This window comes from Shewanella sp. MF05956, assembly GCF_059758055.1.
Window position 1 is genome coordinate 112,795 of sequence record NZ_JCAYNV010000007.1, and the last position, 22,224, is coordinate 135,018.

The 22,224-nt window shown below is 42.2% G+C and carries 21 protein-coding genes; 8 read left to right on the top strand and 13 right to left on the bottom strand.

Annotated features, from left to right (window positions below):
• Positions 1-13 precede the first annotated feature (13 nt).
• Genes AC19MX_RS09490 through AC19MX_RS09500 form a run of 3 tightly spaced genes read left to right on the top strand, consistent with a single transcriptional unit; the run spans position 14 to position 3,951 of the window.
• Positions 14-643 carry a paraquat-inducible protein A gene (locus AC19MX_RS09490; RefSeq protein WP_432400177.1) on the top strand — a complete coding sequence of 210 codons (630 nt, stop codon included), beginning with the start codon at positions 14-16 and terminating at the stop codon, positions 641-643.
• On the top strand, positions 633-1,322 hold the full coding sequence (locus AC19MX_RS09495) for a paraquat-inducible protein A (RefSeq protein ID WP_432400176.1): 690 nt from the start codon (positions 633-635) through the stop codon (positions 1,320-1,322). Before AC19MX_RS09490 ends, AC19MX_RS09495 begins: the two co-directional genes overlap by 11 nt.
• Positions 1,309-3,951 carry a PqiB family protein gene (locus AC19MX_RS09500; protein WP_432400175.1) on the top strand — a complete coding sequence of 881 codons (2,643 nt, stop codon included), beginning with the start codon at positions 1,309-1,311 and terminating at the stop codon, positions 3,949-3,951. The genes AC19MX_RS09495 and AC19MX_RS09500 overlap by 14 nt, the downstream gene beginning before the upstream one ends.
• Before the next feature lie 125 nt (positions 3,952-4,076).
• On the opposite strand, the gene AC19MX_RS09505 is transcribed toward AC19MX_RS09500, so the two are convergent.
• Entirely contained in the window at positions 4,077-5,303 is a 1,227-nt protein-coding gene (locus tag AC19MX_RS09505; protein WP_432400174.1) for a nucleoside recognition domain-containing protein, read from the bottom strand.
• A gap of 122 nt (positions 5,304-5,425) precedes the next feature.
• On the opposite strand from AC19MX_RS09505, the gene rsmF reads away from it, so the two are divergent.
• Positions 5,426-6,880: a 16S rRNA (cytosine(1407)-C(5))-methyltransferase RsmF gene (rsmF, locus tag AC19MX_RS09510; RefSeq protein ID WP_432400173.1), complete on the top strand. Its 1,455-nt coding sequence runs from the start codon at positions 5,426-5,428 to the stop codon at positions 6,878-6,880.
• Positions 6,881-7,211: 331 nt separating this feature from the next.
• Here rsmF and AC19MX_RS09515 read toward each other — a convergent pair whose 3' ends face one another.
• From AC19MX_RS09515 to apbC, 9 genes are read right to left on the bottom strand one after another with little or no spacing between them, the layout of a single operon-like run.
• Positions 7,212-8,000 (bottom strand): TatD family hydrolase, encoded by a 789-nt coding sequence (locus AC19MX_RS09515; protein WP_432400172.1) that lies wholly within the window; start codon positions 7,998-8,000, stop codon positions 7,212-7,214.
• 55 nt (positions 8,001-8,055) lie between these two features.
• Positions 8,056-8,382, bottom strand: coding sequence for a PilZ domain-containing protein (locus tag AC19MX_RS09520; RefSeq protein WP_432400171.1), 327 nt, complete (start codon positions 8,380-8,382; stop codon positions 8,056-8,058).
• 47 nt (positions 8,383-8,429) lie between these two features.
• Positions 8,430-9,422: a DNA polymerase III subunit delta' gene (holB, locus tag AC19MX_RS09525; protein ID WP_432400170.1), complete on the bottom strand. Its 993-nt coding sequence runs from the start codon at positions 9,420-9,422 to the stop codon at positions 8,430-8,432.
• Positions 9,423-9,448: 26 nt separating this feature from the next.
• A complete protein-coding gene (tmk, locus tag AC19MX_RS09530) occupies positions 9,449-10,093 on the bottom strand; it encodes a dTMP kinase (RefSeq protein WP_432400351.1) in 645 nt (214 codons plus the stop codon).
• Positions 10,093-11,106, bottom strand: coding sequence for an endolytic transglycosylase MltG (mltG, locus tag AC19MX_RS09535; protein ID WP_432400169.1), 1,014 nt, complete (start codon positions 11,104-11,106; stop codon positions 10,093-10,095). Before mltG ends, tmk begins: the two co-directional genes overlap by 1 nt.
• The gene (gene pabC / locus AC19MX_RS09540) at positions 11,103-11,930 is read right to left on the bottom strand and encodes an aminodeoxychorismate lyase (protein ID WP_432400350.1); all 828 of its coding nucleotides are present in this window, start codon (positions 11,928-11,930) and stop codon (positions 11,103-11,105) included. The genes mltG and pabC overlap by 4 nt, the downstream gene beginning before the upstream one ends.
• Positions 11,931-11,935: 5 nt before the next feature.
• Complete coding sequence (gene dcd, locus AC19MX_RS09545) at positions 11,936-12,520, bottom strand: dCTP deaminase (RefSeq protein ID WP_432400168.1); 585 nt, start codon at positions 12,518-12,520, stop codon at positions 11,936-11,938.
• 23 nt (positions 12,521-12,543) lie between these two features.
• Positions 12,544-13,182 (bottom strand): uridine kinase, encoded by a 639-nt coding sequence (gene udk / locus AC19MX_RS09550; RefSeq protein ID WP_432400167.1) that lies wholly within the window; start codon positions 13,180-13,182, stop codon positions 12,544-12,546.
• Positions 13,183-13,191: 9 nt separating this feature from the next.
• Positions 13,192-14,307 (bottom strand): iron-sulfur cluster carrier protein ApbC, encoded by a 1,116-nt coding sequence (gene apbC / locus AC19MX_RS09555; RefSeq protein WP_498297766.1) that lies wholly within the window; start codon positions 14,305-14,307, stop codon positions 13,192-13,194.
• A gap of 155 nt (positions 14,308-14,462) precedes the next feature.
• On the opposite strand from apbC, the gene metG reads away from it, so the two are divergent.
• A complete protein-coding gene (gene metG, locus AC19MX_RS09560) occupies positions 14,463-16,499 on the top strand; it encodes a methionine--tRNA ligase (RefSeq protein WP_432400165.1) in 2,037 nt (678 codons plus the stop codon).
• A 197-nt stretch (positions 16,500-16,696) separates the two neighbouring features.
• Here metG and AC19MX_RS09565 read toward each other — a convergent pair whose 3' ends face one another.
• Both AC19MX_RS09565 and AC19MX_RS09570 read right to left on the bottom strand, forming a co-directional pair.
• Positions 16,697-18,643: a monovalent cation:proton antiporter-2 (CPA2) family protein gene (locus AC19MX_RS09565; protein WP_432400164.1), complete on the bottom strand. Its 1,947-nt coding sequence runs from the start codon at positions 18,641-18,643 to the stop codon at positions 16,697-16,699.
• 58 nt (positions 18,644-18,701) lie between these two features.
• Positions 18,702-19,454, bottom strand: a complete 753-nt coding sequence (locus tag AC19MX_RS09570; RefSeq protein WP_432400349.1) for a Nif3-like dinuclear metal center hexameric protein — start codon at positions 19,452-19,454, stop codon at positions 18,702-18,704.
• A gap of 337 nt (positions 19,455-19,791) precedes the next feature.
• Here AC19MX_RS09570 and AC19MX_RS09575 point away from each other — a divergent pair, with 337 nt between their 5' ends.
• Complete coding sequence (locus AC19MX_RS09575; RefSeq protein ID WP_432400163.1) at positions 19,792-20,127, top strand: hypothetical protein; 336 nt, start codon at positions 19,792-19,794, stop codon at positions 20,125-20,127.
• A 139-nt stretch (positions 20,128-20,266) separates the two neighbouring features.
• Here the strand turns inward: AC19MX_RS09575 and AC19MX_RS09580 are convergent, their stop codons facing one another.
• Complete coding sequence (locus AC19MX_RS09580; RefSeq protein ID WP_432400162.1) at positions 20,267-20,755, bottom strand: outer membrane lipoprotein; 489 nt, start codon at positions 20,753-20,755, stop codon at positions 20,267-20,269.
• 52 nt (positions 20,756-20,807) lie between these two features.
• Here AC19MX_RS09580 and aat point away from each other — a divergent pair, with 52 nt between their 5' ends.
• Both aat and AC19MX_RS09590 read left to right on the top strand, forming a co-directional pair.
• Positions 20,808-21,515 (top strand): leucyl/phenylalanyl-tRNA--protein transferase, encoded by a 708-nt coding sequence (gene aat / locus AC19MX_RS09585; RefSeq protein ID WP_432400161.1) that lies wholly within the window; start codon positions 20,808-20,810, stop codon positions 21,513-21,515.
• Entirely contained in the window at positions 21,505-22,224 is a 720-nt protein-coding gene (locus AC19MX_RS09590) for an arginyltransferase (protein ID WP_432400160.1), read from the top strand. The genes aat and AC19MX_RS09590 overlap by 11 nt, the downstream gene beginning before the upstream one ends.

Below are 22,224 nucleotides of genomic sequence, written 5' to 3' on the forward strand. Positions count from 1 at the left end.
TTAAAAACTTTTGATGCATGAACTAGATGACCACGATTCCATCATCTTATGCCGGTCTTGTGATCTGGCAGTCACAAAGCGTGCATTGCCTTCAAGTGCAAGGGCTATTTGCCCGCGTTGCGATACGGTATTATATGACTCACCTTATTGCTCTATTAATGGCATGCTAGCTTTATGCCTTGCTGCATTGTTTATCTTTATCCCCGCGAATTTATTACCAGTATTGGAAATTCACTTTTTAGGCAGTATCCGCACCACCACAGTAATAGAAGCCGCCATTGCCGTATGGACACAAGGATATTGGGTGGTGGGATTAGCCGTATTAGTCGCCGCTGTGATTGCGCCTGCAGTGTTAATTTTATCAATTTTAACGCAAGTTATTATCGTAAAGTTAAAACTACAGCGATCTTTTTGGCAACGCATTTATACTACATTACTCAAAAATCAGGGGTTAATTGCACAAATGACCATGCTTGAAATTTATGTCATCAGTTTTTTAGTGTCAGCATTTCAATTATCCGATTTTTCAGATGTGTATTTTGGTATGGGCACGTTTAGCTTTACCATGTTATTTGTCATTATTTTATTTTTACAACGAGAATATAATCTTGAACACATGTGGAGTTATGTCGATGAACATTGATCAATCATCAACATCTGAGCAGCCCGTTGAGGTCGTTACACAGCAGGGGGTAACTGCACCTACACATCTACAAGGTAATCAGTTAGGGTTATGTTTATGCTCCGTGTGTAAAAAGCTCAATGTCACGAGCAATAGCCATTGCCGTCGCTGTTTTAGTCCGTTATCGACACGTAATTACGCCAGCGTACAACAAAGTTGGGCGTTGCTTGTTACCGCCACTATTTTATTAGTGCTAGCCAATATCTACCCTATTACGCTGTTAACAAACCGTGGAGTTGTGACCAATGACACCATCTTTAGCGGCATAAGCCATCTCGTCCAAACAGGCATGTTTCCGATTGCTATTATTGTGTTTACGGCCAGTATTTTAGTGCCCTGGTTAAAAATATTTGGCCTGGCGACATACTTAGCCGCTATTAGCTTTAACTTACCTATTTCAAAAAGAAAATTAATGGTTGGTTTTCATATTATTGAATGGATTGGCCGTTGGTCGATGCTCGACTTATTTGTTATTTCATTAACCGTTGCACTCGTTAATATGGGGCAATTACTTGATGCTAAACCTGCGCCTGCAGCGACGGCTTTTGCGTTAGTTATTTTACTAACACAACTGGCCGCTAAAGTGCTTGATACTCGTTTACTCTGGGACCGCTTGGAAAAAAAACATGACACAAATTGAATCACCTAAAGTTGTGAAGAAAAAATTATTCTCGCCAATCTGGTTATTGCCCGTGGTCGCGTTAATTTTAGGCGCCTGGCTTGGCGTTAAAAGCATCAAAGAGTCTGGCATTGAAATTGTAATCCATTTCCCGAGTGCAGCAGGCATCGACATTGGTAAAACCTTAGTGAAATACCAAGGGTTAACTGTGGGTAAAGTGTCTGATATCGGGATCGATGACGATTTGAAAGGTGTTAACGTTAAAGTTGTGATGGACTACCGTGCTGATCCATTTTTAAATCAAAATACTTTGTTTTGGCTTGTAAAACCTAAAGCAAGCATTACCGGTGTTGAAGGCTTAGATACCTTATTTTCAGGTAATTATATTGCTATTCAACCTGGTGATGGCCGCTCGGCTACAGAGTTTGAAGCTCAGCGCGAAGCGCCGGCAATTTTACCGGGTAGCGAAGGTATTATGATTGAGCTAAAAGCCCCAAAACTCGGCTCTATTGATGTGGGTTCACCGGTGTTCTTCCGCCAAGTGCCTGTGGGTAGTGTGGTCAGTTACCGCCTTGACGGTAATAAACAAATTATCATTAGTGCATTTGTACAAGAGCAATACACTCACTTAGTGCACAAAGACTCCCGCTTTTGGAATGTGTCTGGATTAAAGATTGATGCATCACTGGCAGGCATTAAAGTTAACACTGAGAGTATTGCTTCCATTTTAGCCGGTGGTATCAGTTTCGACAGTGGCTCAGAAACAATTAAGGCGAAGAACGGCGATACTTACCCATTATTTCAAGATGAACAAACCGCTATAGGTGGTGTTATGTTCACACTATTGACTGCTGATGCTGAAGATATTAGCGAAGGGACTGCCATCGTATACCGGGGCATCACTGTCGGTAATGTTGACAAAAAACAACTGACAAAAAACGGAGTAGAATTATCCGTTCGTGTTGATCATCACTATAAAGAACTCATTACCCCTGATAGCCGTTTTTGGTTAAGCGGAGCTGAGCTGTCGCTTAAAGGCATGAAAAATGTTGGCCGATTAATCACGGGGAGTGTCATTAGTGTATTACCGGGTACTCAACCGCAAACAGAAACAATGCAATTCACCCTTGCCTCACAAGCCCCTGACCTACTCAGTGCTGATAAACTGGCTTTAACTGTCGTGGCTTCCACTCACACAGGGGTGAGCAATGGCGCGCAAATACGTTATAAGCAATTGCCCATCGGCCAAGTGGTTAGCGTTAACTTAAGTGATGACTTTACAAGCGTTGAATATCAAATCGAGATTCTGCCTGAATTTAAGAATCTCGTCACTCAAGGCAGCTTTTTTGTGCCAGAAAGTGCATTGGCCATCAATGCCTCCCTTGATGGAGTTAATGTAACGACGCGAGACTTAACCACTATGTTAGAAGGCGCTATTAGCCTTGTTCCTGCTAAAAGTAAGGCTTTGGTTGAAGCAAACAGCACCTTAGCGTTACATGAGTCTTTAGCAACCGCGCAATCTTTATACGCGCAACAACAAATGACCCAGTTAACCTTAAACAGTATTGATGGTGCTGATTTAGTGGAAGGCTCGCCTATTTATTACAAAAAGATGCAAATTGGGGCCGTTGCTAAAATCAATTGGCAGGCTAAAACAGATAAATTCAATATCGATATTAACATCGACAAAAAGTTTGCACCGCTAATCAAAGCCAATACGGTGTTTTGGCGAAACAATGCCGTATCCATCAATGCAAGTCTTGCTGGTGTGAATATAGATGTAGCGCCACTTAAAGGTGCTATTAATGGCGGTATAACCCTTGGGCATTTAGACGGTAATACTGCAAGCGAAACCAAGACGAATTTACGCTTATACGATAACCAGTCTTTAGCGTTAATGCAGGCCAAAGTGATTGACCTCACCTTACCTGTCAGCGCGAAAGTGACACCCAAAGCGGCGATACGATACCAAGGCCATCAAATAGGTGAAATATCACACGTTAAACTTGACCCAAGCTTAACAATACTTAATGCCAAAGCTTATCTTTATGGTGATTATGCGGCTCATTTTAGTCGCGTAGACAGTGAGTTTTTTATTGTAGAGCCGCAAATATCACTTGCGGGTATCAACGCACCTGAAACCCTACTCACTGGTCCTTATATCGGGGTAATCCCAGGAAAAGAAACGTTAACCACTGATGTATTCACGGCTAAAAACCATGCTCGCTTAGATGCAAACGTACCAACTGATGCTGTGAGATTTCAGCTAGTCGATACGCAATTAGGTTCAATTAAAGTGGGCACACCTCTGTTTTTCCGTGGCATTAATGTCGGGCAGATTGATGGATATCAATTAGCGGATAGCGGTGTTGATATTACGTTATTTGCACATGTGAACGCCCAATACGCTCATCTTGTCAATAAAAGCAGTCAATTTTGGGATGCCTCTGGGATCAAATTAGATGTTGGCTTATTTTCGGGTGCACAACTAGAAACTCAATCACTTGAAACGATTCTAGCTGGCGGGATAGCCATTGCGACACGAGATGTCACTACTGATTCAAACACCTTGTCTGTCAATGACCGTATCCTCTTGCAACATAACATGCTTGAAGAATGGGCCGAGTGGCAACCGACGCAAACCAAATGATAAGTTTAGTTTGATATAAATGACAAAAAGGCCGATATCACTATCGGCCTTTTTATTTAATCGTTATTAGTAATTTAATCATTATTACTTATTAGCAATTTGTAAATTACTTACTATCGCGTTAATTAACCATAAAACCAATAACACACACCGATTGCCGCACTAATACCGGCCATATCCGCAGCAAGGCCACAACTGAGCGCATGACGTCCATTACGAATACCGGCAGAACCAAAGTATACCGCTAACACATAAAATGTGGTTTCCGTGCTTCCTTGTAAAATGGCCGCCAAACGCCCCGCAAAAGAATCAACGCCATGATGGTCCATGGTTTCTAACATCATTGCCCGCGCACCAGAACCACTAAACGGTTTCATAAACGCGGTGGGCATAGCATCAATAAAGCGTGTATCCCAGCCTAAACCACTCACCACGGATGCTAACATCTGTAGCGCATAATCTAATGCGCCAGAAGCCCTCAATACGCCAATGGCCAGTAACATTGCGATAAGGTATGGAATTAAGGTTATCGCCTGATTAAAGCCTTGTTTTGCTCCCTCGACAAACTCATCGTAAACGGCAATTTTTCGATAACCCGCCGCAAGGATAAAACTGAATATCAAGATGAGCAAAATACCATTGCCAAGCACCATCGACATTTGACCTATGGCATCTGCAGACAAGGTCACTAAATAAGCGATACCAGCCATTAATGAGCCGATAATAAGCCCTGCATACGCTAAAATAACACTGTTAAACAGTGAGATTTTTTGCACAATGGCAACGACTAATAATCCCACTATTGTTGATGCACTCGTTGCCAATAGGATTGGTAAAAACACATCTGCAGGGTTGGCCGCCCCTTGCTGGGCACGATATAAAAAAACGGTAACAGGTACCAATGTCACCGAAGACGTATTTAACACCAAAAACAAAATCTGCGCATTTGTCGCGACCGTTTTAACCGGATTTAAACTCTGTAAATCGTGCATCGCTTTTAAGCCTAAAGGCGTTGCTGCGTTGTCTAATCCTAAAATATTCGCAGTTAAATTCATGCTAATACTGCCATACGCCACGTGGCCACGAGGCACTTCTGGCATGAGTTTAGACAGCAATGGCTCAAATACACGTGCAAATAGCCCGACGACTCCGGCCTTTTCGCCAACCTGCATTAAGCCCATCCATAAAGCCAATACCCCAATTAACCCGAGTGAAATATCGGCAGCAAGCTTAGCGCTGGCAAATAATGCCGTAACCGACTCACTTAACACCTCAGTGTTGCCACCAATCAATTGAATAACAATTGAAAGTGCTGCGACAATAAAAAATAAAAGCCAAACCCTATTTAGCACACATAACTCCATGACTCAGTGGTGAGTTTTTGTTTAATATACAGTAATCATTGCGAAACGGGGGCAACAATTCCGTGGTATGATCAGGCTAATTCCGCAATAAATAATGTAACGTAGTTAATATGGCCCAATTAAACCCAAACTTTATCAGTCACATCGAAAAAGAATTGCCTGCTCATCTGTCTATGGATGATTTTATCGCCATTTGCGATATTCCACTGCGCAAATCAATCAGGGTTAATACGTTAAAAATAACGACCCCTGCATTTGTTGAGATAATGACTCAGACGGGTTGGCAATTACAGCCAATTCCATGGTGTGATGACGGTTTTTGGATTGACGGTAAAGATGATGTGCAGCTGGGTAACGCCATCGAACATATCCAAGGCTTGTTTTATATTCAAGAAGCCAGTTCGATGTTACCGCCTACAGCCTTATTTGCTGACAATACCTCTGCAGAATTAGTCTTAGATGTCGCTTCAGCACCAGGGTCTAAAACCACGCAAATAGCAGCCTTAATGCAAAATAATGGCTTATTAGTGGCTAATGAATATTCTGCAAGCCGCGTAAAAGTGCTCCATGCCAATGTACTGCGGATGGGCGCGAGCCATACTGCTCTGACTCATTTTGACGGCTGCGTATTTGGCGAATATTTATTTGAATCGTTTGACGCTATTTTATTAGATGCACCTTGCTGTGGTGAAGGTACGGTTCGTAAAGATCCACTGGCATTAAAGCATTGGGACATTGAAGACGTTACAGCCATTAGTGAAACCCAAAAAGCGTTGATCGAATCTGCTTTTTTGGCATTAAAACCAGGTGGCACGCTAGTCTATTCAACTTGTACGTTAAGCCAGTTAGAAAACCAACACATCTGTCAGTATTTGCAGCAGACTTATCCTGATGCCGTTGAGTTTGTCTCACTGAAAAATCTGTTTGATGGCGCAAACAAAGCCTGTACTGAAGAAGGATTTTTGCATGTTTGGCCGCAAATTTACGACAGTGAAGGCTTTTTTGTTGCAAAAATGCGTAAAACGAAATCGGTTGAACGCATAAAAAAACAGCCGAAGTTACAAAAAAACTTTCCGTTCACTCTTGCTGGAGATAAGCAACAAGTAGAATTAAGACAATACTTTAGCGATAGTTTTGCAATCGAACTCCCCGTAGATGACATCATCATGCTGCGCGACGATGAATACTGGTTATTTCCAGCCATGTTTATGCCATTTATTGGCAAGATGCGCTTTCAGCGTATTGGACTTAAACTCGCAGATGTCATGAAAAAAGGCTATAAAGCCAAACACGAAGCCATTATTGCATTATCAAGCTCAGCGCAATACTTGCCTCGCACTGTTGAATTATCCGCGCCTCAGGCACAAGATTTTTTAATGGGCAGAGATATTGCAACAGACTCTTTTAATGACGCATTACAGCAGCAATTAGCCATTACTGCCCACGGGGAAATGTTGGTGAGTTATCACGACGTTGTATTAGGCGTGGTTAAACATTTAGGCCATAGACTAAAAAATAATTTACCAAGAGAGTTAGTACGCGACAAAGTCAATTTAACCTTATAACCATGTTGAATTATGAGACTCTTGGTACTGATGTAGATTTAGAAGTAGATGTAGATGTAGATGTAGATGTAGATGTAGATGTAGAAAATATTTTCACTACTGTTATGCAAAATAAATAAGCCTGACTATAATTTATTTTACAGCCCATTGAGAATTTGGCATTTCAATGTACCTAAGTAGAGCAAACCATTTATAAGTTCAACAACTTGATGGTATACCATACTCAGCCAATGAAATGCCTCAACAGTAGCGCAAGGCTCTTTATTGAGCCCTTCCCCTAGGCCCAAAACAATTGGATAGTTTTGGGTCTTTTTTTATCTGCCATTAATGGCTATCGCCCAATCAATTTGGCAGCATCTTTAAACAAATTGAAAAAGTTATCAGTGGTGTATTGTGCTAGCTCATCGAATTTTTCACCGCGAAGCTCAGCCACAAACTCTGCTACGTCACGAACGTATGCTGGTTGATTTTCTTGACCACGATGTGGTACTGGAGCTAAATAAGGAGAGTCTGTTTCAACCAGTAACCTGTCTTTAGGCACCTGGCGGATAACACTCCGTAATTCCCCAGCATTTTTAAACGTTACAATCCCTGAAACTGAAATATAAAAACCTAAGTCGATAGCCGCTTTGGCCATTTCCCAGTTTTCAGTAAAGCAATGTAACACGCCACCAACTTTGTCAGCATTACCTGCTTTAAGCATATTAATGGTGTCTTCTCGAGCATCTCGAGTATGGACAATTAATGGTTTATTCACTTCAACGGCTAAGGCAATTTGTTGCTCAAAACATTGCTGTTGCAACGTCTTAGTGTCATTAGAATAAAAGTAATCTAAACCGGTCTCACCAATGGCCACGACTCTTGGATCGGTCGCAAATCGTTTGATGTCTTCAATATTCAAGCCTTCTTGCACATCAAGTGGGTGAACACCAGAAGAGAGAAACACATTATTAAATGCAGCAACTTTATCGCGCATGGCTTCAAAGCCTTGCTGACGAACGTTAACACATAATAAATAGTCAACACCTTGTGCTTTGGCGTTATCCATAATGGTGTGAAGGCTTTCAGTATCAGGAGCCGCTTTTAAGCGGTCAAGGTGACAATGGGAATCAATTAACATGGGTATTCTTTCACAACGATGTCAGTAACTAAATCAGATGCGCAAGAATACCTAGCTACATGGTGCAGGTCAAATCACTCGAGGACAGTTCGCTTGATAAAAGTTTTTCAATATGGTGTTTATGACTTTCTACATCCGACTTTATTTTCACACCAATACCCGCAGGACGCCCGCCTGAAGCACCTATCGGGTTAATCCACACCACTGCGCCTTTAAATTCATTGGCTTGCGTTGCATTTGGCAAACGGTATGAGATTGTTAGCTCTTGGCCTAAAAAATGGCTTTCTGTGGTCGCAATGAATAAGCCTGCCGGTTTAATAAACGGCATATAAGCACGATAAAGTTTGTGTAATGTATCGTAGTTAACTACAAGATCAACCATATATGAATGCATTCTTTTCGTAAAATGTTGATATAAAACCTAGCTAATCAATGTGTTAATTGTTTATAAGCTAGGACATATTGTTGACACAACGCCTGAGTATTCACACTAGGCATTGTTTCCAGCTTTTGGCACATTTGCATTATGCGCCCAGCAAGCTCTAATAATTTAGCTTGCACTAACGGGTTCAATTGCTGCGAGTCACTCACTTGCGTTTGTAATTGAACCTTACTATTACTTTTTAACACATATTGGCGTAAGTACAAATACAAAACATTAAGTGCATCAACAATTTGTTGTTCAGACAAGCTCAAAAGACTATGACATAAATGTCCCGTTTTTAAACTCTGAGCCCAATCTTGGCGATACGCCAGTAACTGTTGATAATGTTTACTGCGTAAACTACTGGCCAAGGATAAAGGACCACCCACTACGTTAATACACCAGGTTACATCATGAATTTTGCCTTGTGAATTTGGCGCGGGTAATAAATCTTGCTCTGCCAGCCATTGTTGAATATCGGCTTTTTGTGGTGAGATAAATGCTAACGTTTGGCAACGGCTGGTTATCGTGGGTAATAACTGCGATTTACGATTAGTTTGTAAAATTAGCACCACGCCTTCACCGGGCTCTTCTAAGGTTTTTAACAGGGCATTGGCGGCAGCAATGTTTAATCGCTCAGCATGAGTGATGACAGCCACTCTTGCCCCACCTTGCTGTGCTGTTTGCGTCAAGGCCTGGCAAAGTTGACGGATTTGATCAACTTTAATTTGATTTCCGTCTGGCTCTATAATGTGCAAATCAGGGTGGGTACCCGAATGCAGTAGCAAACAACTCTTACACTGACCACACGCCCCTACTGGCGTTAATTGTTGGCATAACACCGTTTGTGCACAAGCATTGGCAAGCACAATACCGCCCAAGGCATTGTCGACATTCAGTAAATGAGCATGGCTGCTTTTACCGCGATAATGCACATCAACAAAACCTTGATGGGCATCAGCTAACCACGGCAATTGTGCCAGTTGATAATCGCTCATTTCAGCATAGTCCTTATCAATATCCGCTAGTTATTATTGTGCAATAAAGGTAAACGCTGTAGCAATTGACTGCGAATATCTTGATGGACTTTATCCATGCTTTGGCTTGCATCAATGACCACAATAGAGTCGTCTTGGGATGCGAGCTGCAAATAGGTTTGCCTTGCTCGTTCAAAAAAATCGATAGCTTGTTGCTCAATTCTGTCTAACTCGCCACGATTGGCCGCCCGAGTTAACCCCAGTTTTGGGTCGATATCTAAATACAAAGTAAAATTTGGGGTAAAGCCAGCTAAACAAGCATCACTCACCGCTTTGACTAACGGCATTAACCCACGCCCGCCACCTTGATAAGCGAGCGATGATAAATTATGACGGTCACCTAACACCCATTGCCCTTTAGCAAGAGCTGGCTTAATCACATTAGCAATCAGTTGCGCGCGAGCGGCATAAATGAGTAAACACTCAGCCTCGTCGCACAGAGGATCGGTTTCATCGGCAATTTTTACCAGATCGCGCATTTTTTCAGCCAATGGTGTACCACCAGGCTCACGAGTACACACAGGGGCTTGTCCGGTATACTGTTGGATTAAATCGTTAACTAATGCAATTGCGCTTGATTTCCCAGCCCCTTCAAGGCCTTCAATTACAATAAATTTTCCTGTTTGGCTCATCATTTTCTTTTTCTCTGAAATTCGTTTACTGCGCGGTTATGGGCTTTAAGAGTGGCTGAAAAAACATGGCTACCATCATTACGCGAGACAAAATATAAATAATCGACTTTAGCAGGATTGGCTGCGGCAAATAATGAAGCACGACTTGGCGCGGCGATAGGTGTTGGCGGTAAACCATCGATTTTATAAGTATTAAATGCAGTGGCTTCTCGTAAATCTTTACGGGTAATATTACCCTTGTAGCGCTCGCCCATACCATAAATCACTGTTGGGTCTGTTTGTAAACGCATGCCTTTTTTTAGGCGATTATTAAACACCGCAGAAACCCAATTTCGCTCTTCAGGCTTACCGGTTTCTTTTTCGATAATTGACGCGATGATCAGCAACTCGTAGGGAGACGTTAACTTAAGATCGTCATCTCGCCCGTCCCACGCTTGTTTAAGGCTCATTTGCATCATGTCATAACTACGTTGTAATACCGCTTGTACGTTGTCATCTGCATGATAATGAAACGTTTCAGGATAAAACTTACCTTCTGGTAACCCCGATGTGTCGCCATTGGCGATTAACACCTGGTTAAAGTCATCACTTCCTACCACTAAATGCTCGCTTCTGGCTAACGCTTGCTGCCATTCTTTAATGGATTTACCTTCGATAAGTGTAACGGTAAATACTGCCTCTTGGCCTAAACGTAATCGTTTAAACACACTCTCTAACGTATCCCCTGGGATTAATTGATAATACCCTGTTTTGATGCTGGCTAATTTAGGCTCAAGTTTCACCAGATATTTCACCTTCCAACTGTCAACAATCAACCCTTGTTGTTCAAGTTGTTGCGCAAGTTTAATCACAGACGTGCCAGCAGCTACATTTAGAGGTTGTAATTCAGTGATGGGTAATGGCTGCTTTTGAAATGCAATTAAGTCTGTAGCAAACCAATATCCGCTGATACACAGCACGGCAAATAACGGTATTAAACTTGCCAGTAATCGAGTTGTTATTGTTTTTTTCATGATGATAAATTTACACTCAGAACGTGCCTGAATCGCGATGTGTGCGTCCAACGGCTAAATTGAAATTGGTCAATGGTGTTAACATCTACAACACCAAATAAACTGTTTGTAATAAAAATATGATCTGCGCTGCAAATATCGACATATTGCATCGCCTGTGCGGTAACCGAAACGCCCTCTTGTAACAGCCGGTCTATCATTTGTTCACGCATGACACCACTCACACCAGCATGGGTTATTGCAGGTGTAAAAGCCTTGCCTTGCTTTATAGCAAAAATATTCGCCATCGAAGATTCAATCACCCAACCATCAGTGTCACACACCAACCAATCTTCGGTGTTAGCGATTAAGGGTTGTGATTTTATCAATACTTGCTCAAGCCGATTAAGGTGTTTAATCCCTGCTAATAAAGGCTGTCGTGCAAGAGAAATAGGTGATGATGCCAGTGCGATACCGTGTTGTTGCCAGTGTTGATAATGTTCTGGAATAGCATGTACTGAAACCACTTCGGTGACATTGGCCATATCAGGTGCTTGATAACCTCGCCCACCGACACCGCGAGTGAGTAAAAGCTTGATACAGTGACCTGGATACGTGGCGGCTAATAAACTGAGTTGATCGACAAGTGGCTGACTTGCTTGCCATTGAATCCCAATTCGCTGACAGCTTTGTTGCAAGCGTTGCAGGTGAGAGTCCAAAAACAAAACCGCCGCTGCCTGATGGGCAGAAGCGGTACGCATTGTCGCAAAAACACCATCACCATAGGCCAGTCCTCGGTCAAAAGGGCTGATGGAGCCTTGTTTTACTTGGTTAACCCAAACCAGCGCCATTATTTGTCCTGGCTGATCCGGCTAGCCACGGCTTCTTGCTGATCTTTATATTTGGCACTCTTACGAGTGTTATAAGGACGCGCAACGGCGGAGCTTAAGCGTTCAAAATTAAGGGCGCCAATGGTCATTCCAGGACGCAATGCTAAGGGTAACTTACCACTGTTATAGCATTCTAAAACAATTTTACCTTGCCAACCCGGGTCAATACGGTGCGCGGTTACATGCACCATTAACCCTAAACGCGCTAAAGATGAGCGACCGTCTAACCAACCGACAATATCTGCCGGTAGTGTGACGTTTTCTAATGTCACTGCCAGAGCCAGTTCACCAGGATGGAGGAAAAAGGCTTCATTTTCAGCAATTTCAATTTTGTCACTCATCACACGGTCAAGTGCTAATTGCATTTCTGCACTAGGGCCACTTAAATCGATGTAAGGGGCTGTATGGTCTTTAAATACGCGAAACTGGCTACCTAAACGCACATCAACACTGACACCAGAGATGGCCTCAATACTAGGGCGCGGCTCGATAACAATGGTGCCATTATCTAAACACTGTTCAATTTCAATATCAGTTAAACGCATGCAACACCCTCTGCTTGGTACGGTTACTTAGCTAATAAATGTTGAATTCTAGCTTTTAAAATATCAGTCGCAATCCGGTTTTTACCGCCACGAGGTACGATAATATCAGCGTATTGTTTTGATGGCTCAATAAACTGTAAAAACATAGGACGTACGGTACGCTTATATTGAGAGATCACCGATTCCATCGTTCGGCCACGCTCAGCAACATCACGGGTTAACCGACGTAAGAAACAAATGTCCAGGGGTGTATCCATAAACACACTAGCGTCCATCAATTCACGTAACTTAGGATCAGTTAATAACAAAATGCCTTCCAAAATAATCACTTTTTTAGGCTGCATCGCGAGTGTTTCGCTAGTGCGAGTATGCTCTGTGTAACTATAACAAGGGATATTAACGGCTTCACCTTGTTTAAGTTGGGTTAAATGTGTCGCTAATAACTGATGGTCTAACGCTTTTGGATGGTCATAGTTTGTTTTAACCCGTTCATCCATGGTCATATGACTTTGATCACGATAGTAGGCATCTTCGTTTATCACCCCAATTTGGTTTGTGCCTAAGTCTCTGCACAACTCTTCAAAAATAGTTTTGGCGATTAAACTTTTACCCGACGCCGACGCACCGGCAATCCCAATAATGACACACTGCTGAGAATTCATCTCTTAACCTTACTCGTCGTCTGATATGCTAATTTTTACGGTTGATGTAACTTGTTGAAGTGCTAATTTCGCCCCTAATTTGCGGGCGATTTCGCGATATATCCCTGACACTTCACTTTCTGGCTCACTGATTACACTGGGTGTGCCGTTGTCCATAGATTCACGAATATTGATATGCAGTGGCAATGAGCCCAGTAAAGGAACATTGTATTTTTCGGCGATTTGGCTGCCACCATGAGTACCAAATGGGTGCTCTTTATGACCACATTCAGGGCAAAGGTGAAAACTCATGTTCTCGATAATACCTAATACCGGGATATTGACTTTACCAAACATGGTAATGCCTTTTTTAGCGTCCGCTAAGGCAATATCTTGTGGGGTAGTGACAATAACAGCGCCACTCACAGGGACTTTTTGCGATAACGTTAATTGAATGTCACCGGTTCCTGGTGGCATATCGATAATTAAATAATCAAGTTCTGGCCATTGGGTTTCATTTAGCAATTGCGCTAACGCACCCGCAGCCATTGGGCCGCGCCATACCGCGGCTTCATCACCACTGAGCATAAATCCAATCGATTGTGCTGAAATGCCGTGAGCTAATGCCGCGGTCATGTGCTTACCGTCTGGAGACTGTGGTCTGAAATTTGGTATGCCTAGCATTAACGGAATTGAAGGGCCGTAGATGTCGGCGTCAAGAATGCCCACTTCAGCGCCTTCTGCCTTTAACGCTAATGCTAAATTGACTGCTGTGGTTGATTTACCTACACCACCTTTACCAGATGCAATCGCAATCACTTGTTTTACATTTGGAATAGGAGCTATAGAGGGTAAAGCTGAGTAAACTCGGGGCTGGAAATCAATTTCGCATTCCACTTCATCAATGGCATCTAACACCGCTAAACGGTTCGTTATGGCCATCACTGTATCGCGATATTGGGTCATGCAAGGATAAGGATAAACTAAGCTGAGCTGTAAACGTTTTCCTGATATTGATAGTGCGGTAACGCACTGTGCCGAAACTAAGCCTTTTTTCAAATAAGGATCAACAAAGGCCTCTAAAATATCTAACACTGGTGACAATAATTCATCACTTAATTGATAGTTTGTATGCGATTTAACCAAAACAATGGCTCCGAACATGAAATTTTTACAAGTGTATCAGAACTTGGTAAAAAAATAGTGATTAATACACTTTTTAAGTCATGTTTTGATGAAAAATGTCACTCAATCAGGTACGATTAAGCCATATTTTTGGTGTAATTTGATATAGAGACAAAATGACGACATCACAGCGAAAAATACTGGTCACAAGTGCCTTACCGTATGCCAATGGTCCGATCCATTTAGGTCACATGCTTGAATATATCCAAACGGATATCTGGTCGCGCTTCCAAAAGTTACGTGGGCATGAATGTTATTACATCTGTGCCGATGACGCTCATGGTACGCCAATCATGCTGAAGGCTCAGCAGATGGGTATTACACCAGAAGAAATGATTGCTCAGGTGCAAAAAGAGCATGAACAAGATTTCGCTGATTTTAATATTCAATTTGATAATTTCCACAGCACTCACAGCGACGAAAACCGCGCGTTAGCCAACGATATTTATCTTAAGCTACGTGATGGCGGCTACATCAAAACCAAAACCATTTCGCAATTGTATGACCCTGAAAAAAACATGTTCTTACCAGACCGTTTCGTTAAAGGCACTTGCCCGAAATGTAAGTCTGAAGACCAATACGGCGACAACTGTGATAATTGCGGCGCAACCTACAGCACCACAGATTTGATTAATCCTAAATCAGCCGTGTCGGGTGCGACACCGATTATGAAAGACACCGAACATTTCTTTTTTGACCTACCTGCATTTGAAGGCATGTTGAAAGAATGGATTCAATCGGGTTCATTACAACAAGAAATGGCCAACAAACTGGGCGAATGGTTTGAGCAAGGCTTGCAACAATGGGACATCTCTCGTGATGCACCTTACTTTGGTTTTGAAATACCCGATGCGCCAGGTAAATTCTTTTACGTCTGGTTAGATGCGCCAATCGGTTACATGGGCTCGTTTAAAAACTTATGTGACAAACGTGACGATCTCAACTTCGATGATTTCTGGAGCCTTGATTCTACGGCTGAGGTTTATCACTTCATTGGTAAAGACATTGTTTACTTCCACAGCTTGTTCTGGCCAGCCATGCTAGAAGGCGCAGGTATTCGCAAGCCGACCAGCGTATATGCGCACGGTTATGTGACGGTAAACGGTTCAAAGATGTCAAAATCAAAAGGCACGTTCATTAAAGCACGTACTTATCTTGATAATTTAGATCCTGAATATTTACGTTATTACTATGCCGCTAAATTAAATAGCCGTATTGATGACTTAGATTTAAATCTAGAAGATTTTGCTCAGCGCGTTAACTCTGACCTAGTCGGAAAACTGGTTAACCTTGCCTCTCGTACCGCAGGTTTTATCAGTAAACGCTTTGACGGTAAGCTTGCTAACGTCGCTGACACGAGCCTAACCGAGATGTTTTTAGCTAAAAAAGAAACCATTGCCGAGTTTTATGAAACCCGTGAATTTGGTAAAGCCATGCGTGAAATTATGGCATTAGCTGACATTGCAAACGGTTATGTTGCTGACGCCGCACCATGGCAGTTAGTTAAGCAAGACGATAAACAAGAAGAAGCACATCAGGTTTGCAGTAATGCATTAAACTTGTTCCGTATATTGGTGACCTACCTTAAACCGGTGTTACCAAAACTGGCACAAGATGTTGAAGGTTTCTTACAACTGACTTTAACGTGGGAAAACCTAGCGCAAGATTTATCTGGTCATGAAATTGCGCCGTTTAAAGCCTTAATGCAACGTATTGAGATGAAAAGCATCGAAGCCATTATCGAAGCGTCTAAAGAAAACCTGCAAGTGACTCAAGCGCCAGCGCCGACACAAGCAGTTGATCAATTAGCGCAAGACCCTATTAGTCCTGAAATCACCTTCGATGACTTTGCAAAAATTGATTTGCGTATTGCCCGTATCAGCAAAGCTGAACACATTGAAAAGGCAAATAAGTTACTGCGTCTAGAACTTGATTTAGGTGGTGAGACTAAACAAGTGTTTGCAGGGATTAAATCAGCCTACGCACCTGAAGATTTAGTCGGCAAGTTGACTGTGATGGTGGCTAACCTTGCACCGCGCACCATGAAGTTTGGTGACTCCGAAGGCATGGTATTAGCAGCCGGACCTGGCGGTAAAGACCTGTTTATTTTAGAGCCACACGAAGGTGCACAACCGGGTATGCGCGTAAAATAGTATCATTGTGACCATAAAAGTATGTTTGCTGTTTAGTCCTTATGATAGATATATTCGAGGACTAAACCGATAAATTAAAAAGACCGCTCCGGCGGTCTTTTTGTTAATTGGCTAAAGTGATTAGCTTATGAGATTGGTTAGCCCGATATATACACCTATCAGCAATTGTAGACAGATGTGACAGATCAGACTCTGACTTAAGTGGTTGCTTGAGTATCATTTTTATTTTCAACATCGGTTATCACTTCAGCGGTATCATCATTGTGTAGATTTGCGATATCAGTATCATCTTGATGAGCAGCATTATCTTCATCCATGGCTTGCTTTAAGCGTTCTTCATACAACATAAATAACTTAATAAAGTCATTACTAAAACGCTCCCCTGCTGATTCTTTTAGCCAAAAATCATAAAGACGCTTTGATGCTTCTTTTTCTACACGTTTGTAAGTAGCTTTGCGCCTCATGGCATATTCTTCACTGTGCCCAAGTAACTGCAAAGACGATACACTCAGTTCGAGTGCAGAATGGTGCGTTTCTGACTCAACCACATCTGCCCCAGCCTCTTTAAGCAAGTGTCCATGCCCTCTGTCGAACGCTCTGGCGACAATTTTGAGTTTAGGATAACTATGATGCAAATATTTCACTAACTCTACACTGCTCTCTCGGTTGTCAATCGCCACCACAAATAAAGAGGCATCTTCAATGCCCGCCGTTTTCAGCAAATCTGGGCGCGTTGCATCTCCGTAATAGGCTTTCGTATTGATCCGCCTGATGGTATCCACTTGTGATACCTGATAATCCAGCACAACGGTTTTAATATTATTTGAAATAAGAAAACGGTTTACCACTTGGCCAAAACGGCCAATACCGGCAATAATCACGGTACCCTCATCGTCTATATTATCTTGTTCACGTTGATTGGTTTTAACTTGAAAACGCGGGTAAATCACTTTATCAAATAAGATAAATAAGCCTGGGGTTAAAAACATCGACAAGGCAACGACGATAGATAACGTCTGTGCTAAGTCAGTTGGGATAACATGTTGCTGCACACTGAAGCTTAATAATACAAAGCCAAACTCTCCAGCTTGCGCAAGGCTTAATGCAAATAACCATCGGTCACTGCCTTTAATTCTAAATATTAAGGCTAATACAAACAGCACGAGTGCTTTTATAAGCATCACACCTAACGTGATTAATATTATTTCGCCAAAATCAGCAAATAACACGGCAAAATCGATACCTGCGCCTACAGTGATAAAGAACAGTCCTAACAATAGCCCTTTAAAAGGCCCAATATTGGCTTCTAACTCGTGTTTAAACTCACTGTTGGCTAATACAACACCCGCTAAGAATGTCCCTAAAGCCGGAGAAATCCCCACTAAACTCATTAACGCCGCGATACCAATCACCAGCATTAATGCCGCAGCGGTAGATATTTCACGTGCGCCAGACTCTGCGACCATTTTAAACAGTGGCCGGCTCAGGTAATGTCCGCCCAGCACCACAACGGCAATTGCCAGTAACAGCACTATGGCATAGGCCCAACCCGGTAATGATGCCACCAAACTAAGCTGTTCATGCTGCTCACTCAAGTTACTGGCTGCTGCCTGGGCTTTTTCGACTAATTCAGGTAATGCCAATAAGGGAATAAACGCCAGCATCGGAATAACGGCAATATCTTGGAACAGCAACACCGAAAAGGCATTTTTGCCTGCATGCGTTTTATTAAGACGTTTTTCTGACAGGGTTTGCAATACAATCGCTGTCGACGATAACGAAAAAATTAATCCTATTGAGAGTGCAATACTGGTTTGATAACCGGCATAAATCGCGCAGGCCATTACCGCAACCACTGAGCCACCGACTTGTAATCCTCCTAGGCCTAAAAGTCGATTACGCATCGCCCAAAGCATTTTCGGCTCAAGTTCTAAACCGACCAAAAATAACATCATCACGACACCAAATTCGGCAAAGTGTTGAATGGTATTGGTTTCGTTGCCCACTAAACCGACTATCGGACCAATGACTACACCAGCAATTAAATAACCTAACACTGAGCCCAAACCAAGTTTATTGGCCAATGGAACGGCAATGACAGCCGCAGTTAAATATATAAAAGCCTGCAAAAAGTATTCAGTCATTCACTATCCTTATCAAACAAAGCATAACGTTAGGCAACTTAACAGCATTACATCACCACTAAACAGGATTAGTGATGTCGATGAAATGGTGGGTTAAATCAAACTTACTGGCTAAATGTTGACCCAATGCCTGAATGCCAAATTGTTCTGTTGCATGATGGCCTGCCGCAAAATAATGTATTCCTTGTTCCATCGCGGCATGGTAAGTACGCTCTGATACTTCTCCACTAATAAAGGCATCCACCCCCATTTGTGCGGCTTGATCAATATAATCTTGCGCTCCACCGGTACACCACGCCACTGTTGAAATAGGTTTGCTGTTATCGCCAATATGCAATGGTTCACGCTTAAGCACGTTATTGAGTAATTGGCAAAACTCACTTGCCGTAACAGGATGTTCTAGGTGTCCATGCCACAGTAAATCTTGCGCTATGGGTTCATATACTCGCGGGCTTAAAATCCCCAATTGATATGCTAACTGAGCATTATTACCAATGCCATGATGCGCATCTAAGGGTAAATGATAACCAAATAAACTGATGTCGTTATCCATTAAAGCCTTAATACGGCGGTATTTCATCCCGGTAATAATTTCAGGCTCATTTTTCCAAAAAAAACCATGGTGAACCAAAATCGCATCAGCATTAACCGCAGCAGCTTGTTCTATCAGTGCCTGGCATGCCGTTACACCGGTCACGATGGTGCGAATAGTTGACTTACCTTGCACTTGTAAACCGTTGGGGGCGTAATCTTTAAAAGCAGAAACATTTAAAAAGCTGTCTAAATAGGCGGCTAAATCTTGGCGGGTGATCGCTGACTGACCTGGATAATGTGTGGACATAATATTCCTATAAAATTGAGACATCGTCGTTTCAAAAGATCTTAATGACACCGCACATAAAAATAGCGATGTAGACAAAAAACAGTATTAATTTTGAGAAAAATGCATAGCCATATTGTATATCCGCAATCGGGGTTTGTGTTACTCATGCTCGAGCATTTAAACTATTTCAGTGATAAATGCTGATAATTCCTACTTTTTGAGCATTAAACCGACAACTAAAGTCACATATTGGACTTTTGTAGTGTTAACACTTTAAAATTAGTCACAACCTTCATTTAACATGATAACAAATAGGTTATTAACTATGACAACATTGACTAAAGAAGAGGTCATCAGCCAACTGCAACTTGCCCTTGAAAAACAATCAGGCAAAGCAGTATCGATTGAGCAAGCTGGTAGCTGGTATAAAATTGACGGCGCTAAATCGGTTCGTTTTAGCGAGCTTGAAAGCATGCATGCAGAACACTGTGCAACACATGCTATTGCAGCTGTAAAACCTGCTACTCAAATCCAAGCTGCAGTAAAAAAACAACCCAGTAAAAAAGCGAAAACAACATCAGGTGGATTGACCCCTAAACAGTTGTGGCGCTTAAAGCTTGAAACGACGGCAGGTAGTCAAACATTACCGCGTGGATTCTAATTATTTACGAGGTAAACGTTACCTGTAAATAAGAATCAAAACAAAAGGAGCCGCGGCTCCTTTTGTTTTCGCTTACGTTAATACCTCTGCAATCACAGTGTTCACTGCAGGTTATAGGATGTAACTCTCTGCTACATCACTACATCGCTAAATCGACACGAACGTAACCGGTTAAATAAACGACCCTCACCTCATCACCGGCATTGAAACTCATGCCAGGGTCCAGGTCTTGGATTACCATCACTTGGTTGCCATCTTCTTGGGTTATCATTAATTCTACTAATTTATTTTCTAGATAATAAGCTGAACGCCCATGTTGACTGCCTAAACCGCCGCCAATAAGCGCGCCCAGAACTGTCGCAACATCTTGGCCAGAACCGCCACCAAATTGATGACCAATCACACCACCAATTAAGGCACCGCCAAAGGTTTTCCAACCACTGTGGCTGTCTTCTACCAATTGTTTTTCGCTCACATGCCTAACACTTTCAATTGTGCCATACAGGACTTTCTCAACAGGAACGGCTTGATTACGCTCGTAAGCGGCTTGTGCCTGGCTATTAAATAAGCAAAATGTCAGCAATACTGCAAAAATGCTCTTTCCTGTGACGGTTATGATTTTAAACATCGCTATTTTCCGCTAAGTTAACGACAAGGTATGCCAATTAATATACTCAATTGTGAACTCACTGTCTTATTTAAATGAATCTATAAGCTTTCCGCCGCCAGAGCATGCACTCACTGATCCTAATGGTTTATTGGCCATAGGGGGTGACTTGCAACCGAAGCGTTTACAACAAGCTTATTACCAGGGTATTTTTCCGTGGTTTAACGCACAAGACCCTATTCTATGGTGGTCTCCAGATCCTCGCGCCGTATTTATACCGACACATCCTTTTGGCAGTAAAAGTCTGCTTAAGTTCCTTAAAAAGTCGAGCTGGCGATACACTATCAATCATGCATTTTTAGATGTATTAGCCGGCTGCGCTGCGCCGAGAAGTGCTCAAGATGGCACCTGGATTACAGCTGAAATCCAAATGGCCTATTATGAATTACACCTGCAAGGTAAAGCGCATTCAATTGAAGTGTGGGATGGTGAACAGCTTGTTGGCGGTTTGTATGGTATCCCTGTCGGAGGCATATTTTGCGGTGAATCGATGTTCCATCGGCAAACTAATGCATCAAAAGCGGCATTTGCTATACTCAATCAACACGTAGTTAAACATGATTTTCGTTTGATTGACGCGCAAGTCATGAACCCGCATTTAATCAGTTTAGGCGCCAAAGCCTTGCCTAGATGTGACTTTTTAACTTTATTACGCCAACATCGAGAACAGTCAATATCAGCGTCTATTTGGACTCCACAAGAGGTGTTAATTGAATTCTAAATCCGTCAACGTAGGCATAAGTCAGCCTTTTGATTGTAATTATATCGAAGGCAATAAAGAGCAGTTATTGATCATTCAAGAACCGCATATTGACGGGGCATTATTTGAACAATTACTGGGCATGGGCTTTCGTCGAAATGGCAATTCAATTTATAAACCCCGCTGCCCAAGCTGTAATGCTTGCCAATCTATACGTCTAAATGTGCACGATTTTGTGCTTTCTAAACGTCAAAAAAGAACCTTGAAGAATAATCAAGATTTACATTGGAAAGTAAGCTATCAAACACGTCCTGAGCACTTTGAGCTTTATCAGCGATACATAACCGAACGCCACTACGATGGGCCTATGTTTCCGGCCTCACAGAGCCAGTACGACGACTTTTTACTGTCTGACTGGCTACCACCTATGTTTATCGAAGTCTTTGATAAGGAGCAATTGATAGGGGTTGCTGTCACCGATAATATGGCGCATAGCTTCTCTGCAATTTACAGTTACTTTGATCCCGACTATGCCGAAAGGTCATTAGGATCCTTGATGATTTTAATTCAATGTCAATTAGCAAAATCGATGGGTAAACGATTTTTGTATTTAGGCTATCAAATTGATCAAAATCGGAAAATGCGTTACAAGCGCCAATATCGACCTTATCAAATATTAACACCACAAGGTTGGCAAATTGGCGAAGAACTTGAACCTCTTTCTTGTTAA